Below are 2,784 nucleotides of genomic sequence, written 5' to 3'. Positions count from 1 at the left end.
TGATTCGGCTTTCGGCAACTGCGGCGGGGAAGATTATGAGTTTGGGCTGCGCTTGCTCAAAGCTGATGTATCTTTGGTTCTGGCGGATGATGCAGTGGGCTATCATTACGAACACGAAACTAACAATCTCGATCGCTCTTTTGGCCGCTCTCGTCAGGAAGGTCGCTCGGATGTTTTGATCGGCCGCCGACACCCGGAACTCAGACCGATGCTGCACATAAAAGACTACGAAAGTCCTTATTTTTTGGTAGACAAGATTTTGGTGGCGATGGCCTTTTTCTGGCCGGCGGTTGTGGATGGGCTGGCGGTGTCCGCGAGGAAATCCCTGGATTTGCTCGAAAGCTTGGGATGCGGGAAGGCGGTGGTTGCGGGCAAAGTTGCGCGGTTATTGGTATTTGCGGGGTGTGATTGATGAGCTCAAAAGTCGATCGGCAATTTCTAGTTTTATGCAAGGAGATCCGGTTCGTGCTGATTTGGGCGATCGCGAAAATGTGGGTTGGGCGGGTGAGAACACTAATAAAGTTGCTTGTATAAAAGTGATTCTAGTGATTCTTAGGTAAAGGGGTTCCTACTTGACCCTACTAGATATTATTGTTTTTTATGCAGTTATACTTAGCATTTGGCTTTATTATAAAAAAAGAGTATTTCAGGGGCTGGCTCTATATTCTCCCAAATGGCTTGGGATTGCTAGAGAACTACTACGGGCGAACGTTTGAAGGGCGAGAGTGTTGAATTGTTGGGTGTGTTGCCCTTGAATAGTAGCCGATCGCAATTAAAGCTAAAATGAGGAGCGATCGCACAAACCGGGTTTTCTTAAAAAAGCGGGTTTTTAGCTTTGGTATTAATGGCGAGGCAAGGTGGCGGCAGAGTGCCAATAACACCTGCAATTGACACAAGCCTCGACGCTCGATCGTTGTCGGTGGTAAAAATTCGCTGACAAAAAAACTTGACATGAGCGGGTCATTGAAAGTAAAAATAAATAAAAGCAATAACAAAAATGAGGCTTGATCTTTGATTCGCGATCGGCAATCGGCAAGTATGGCATTGAGAAGTTGCTATCCCCTAAAACAATTTTGGCTAAAATACATCCGGTAATATACGGATTATCTAGGCTTTTTTCGGCATCTACAATCTCAAATATAAAATCTAAAATGGCAACAGCTATTCTTGACCTGGAAATCTCCAAACTCCCACCCCAAATTACGGTTGAGGAGCGTTACAGCAAAGTCTTGATTTTAATTCGACTGCACGGAAAACCGATCGGTCAAGCTCTTTTGCCCGTAGTAGGAGGTCGCATGGGCGGTGACGAATTACGGGAAGGACTGATGAATGCTGCTGGTGATAACTTGTGGAAAAGCTGGCTCTACGACACTCTAGAATGGGATGAGCGGGGGCCGGTGGAGGCAATGCCGATCGCCACAGTAGCAGTTTGCACGCGCGATCGACCGGAAGATTTGCGCCGCTGTCTCGACGCGCTGATGCTGCTGCCAGACGACGGTCAGGAATACCTGGTAATTGACAATTGTCCGGCTACCGACGCCAGCAGTGAATTAATCAAAAAGTACCCAAAAGTCCGCTATGTGCGCGAAGACGTACCGGGCGAAAGCGCCGCCCGCAACGCCGCTTTACGCGAAGCTAAACACGAATTCGTAGCCTTTACAGATGACGATGCGGTCCCGGATCCGAACTGGCTGCGATCGCTGTTGCGAAATTTCAGAGATCCGCGAGTTATGTGTGTCACGGGGCTACTGATGCCCCTAGAACTGGAAACCGAAGCGCAAGAATTGTTTGAGCGCTACAGCCCCTACGGGCAGGGCTTCGAGCGCCGAGTTTTTGACGGGGCGCAGTGCAATCCGCTGATTGTAGGCCCACTGGGGGTTTCGGGGAGTATGGCTTTGCGGAAAAGTTTGATCGACTGCATCGGGCTGTTTGACGAAGCTTTGGGCGTGGGTACGCCTGCTAAGTCCGGTTCAGACAGCGAACAGTTTGCCCGCATTTTGCGATCGGGCTACCGCATCGTCTACGAACCGACGGCCTTGAGTTGGCACCGGCATCGGCGCACTTGGGAAGAATTGCGCAACTTGCTCAAATGCTATGGAATCGGAGTCTATGCTTTCTGGACGCGGATGTTTGTGGTCAACAGAGAATTCAGTGTGGCTCTATTAGCTTGGAACTGGCTGTGGTATAAGCAAATTCCTGAATTATTTGCTTCAGTGCGAAAGCAACCAGGCTGTATTCCTAGTGATTTACTTTTAGCTCAACTGCGGGGGTGCTGCTTCGGGCCGATGGCTTATTTTTCTTCTCGCAAGCGCTTGCAGGAAGTTAAAGGGGAAGTCAATTAATTTGAGATTGGAGATTTGAGATTTACTTCACAGATGAATCTGGGAAATTAAACTAAGGTCTAAATTTTGGGGATTAGTCAGGAGTCATTATTTAGGAGTCCGAGGGAAGCCCGGAAACGGATTGTGTAATGGATTTAAGGGATTTAACAGATGGATATTGAGGGGAGAGGGAATAAGTAAGAGTGTTTGAATTTTTAATCACCACTTATAAATTCCCAAAAACCCATTACCCAAGACCAAATACCAAAGACAAAAGGCAAAATACCAATTACCAATCTAATATGAATAGAGAAAATCCAACAGTTAGCATAATTATTCCCAGCCACAATCGAAGTTCTTCGCTGCGGCGCGGTCTTGATGCTTTGCACTCGCAGACTTATCCCCTCGACCTGATCTCCGTTATTGTCGTGGCAGATAGCTGCATAGACGATACTTTGGCAAT

5 protein-coding genes are annotated in these 2,784 nt (G+C 47.7%); 4 read left to right on the top strand and 1 reads right to left on the bottom strand.

The window, feature by feature from the left end; translation table 11 throughout:
* Together ACUVJL_RS33450 and ACUVJL_RS33445 are read left to right on the top strand one after the other, a co-directional pair.
* A partial coding sequence (locus tag ACUVJL_RS33450) for a glycosyltransferase family 2 protein (RefSeq protein ID WP_445249765.1) occupies positions 1 to 412 on the top strand: 412 nt, incomplete at its 5' end.
* A complete protein-coding gene (locus ACUVJL_RS33445; protein WP_445249764.1) occupies positions 405 to 560 on the top strand; it encodes a hypothetical protein in 156 nt (51 codons plus the stop codon). The genes ACUVJL_RS33450 and ACUVJL_RS33445, both read left to right, overlap by 8 nt.
* A 138-nt stretch (positions 561 to 698) precedes the next feature.
* On the opposite strand, the gene ACUVJL_RS33440 is transcribed toward ACUVJL_RS33445, so the two are convergent.
* The gene (locus ACUVJL_RS33440) at positions 699 to 953 is read right to left on the bottom strand and encodes a hypothetical protein (RefSeq protein WP_445249763.1); all 255 of its coding nucleotides are present in this window, start codon (positions 951 to 953) and stop codon (positions 699 to 701) included.
* Between the two features lie 198 nt (positions 954 to 1,151).
* On the opposite strand from ACUVJL_RS33440, the gene ACUVJL_RS33435 reads away from it, so the two are divergent.
* Positions 1,152 to 2,342: a glycosyltransferase family 2 protein gene (locus ACUVJL_RS33435; protein WP_445249762.1), complete on the top strand. Its 1,191-nt coding sequence runs from the start codon at positions 1,152 to 1,154 to the stop codon at positions 2,340 to 2,342.
* 281 nt (positions 2,343 to 2,623) lie between these two features.
* The coding region (locus ACUVJL_RS33430; protein WP_445249766.1) for a glycosyltransferase at positions 2,624 to 2,784 on the top strand (161 nt) is incomplete at its 3' end.

The organism is Microcoleus sp. OTE_8_concoct_300, from assembly GCF_031383065.1.
Taxonomy (GTDB): Bacteria; Cyanobacteriota; Cyanobacteriia; order Cyanobacteriales; family Microcoleaceae; genus Microcoleus.
Note: the sequence above shows the minus strand (reverse complement) of the source record. Positions and strands in the feature narration are given on the sequence as shown.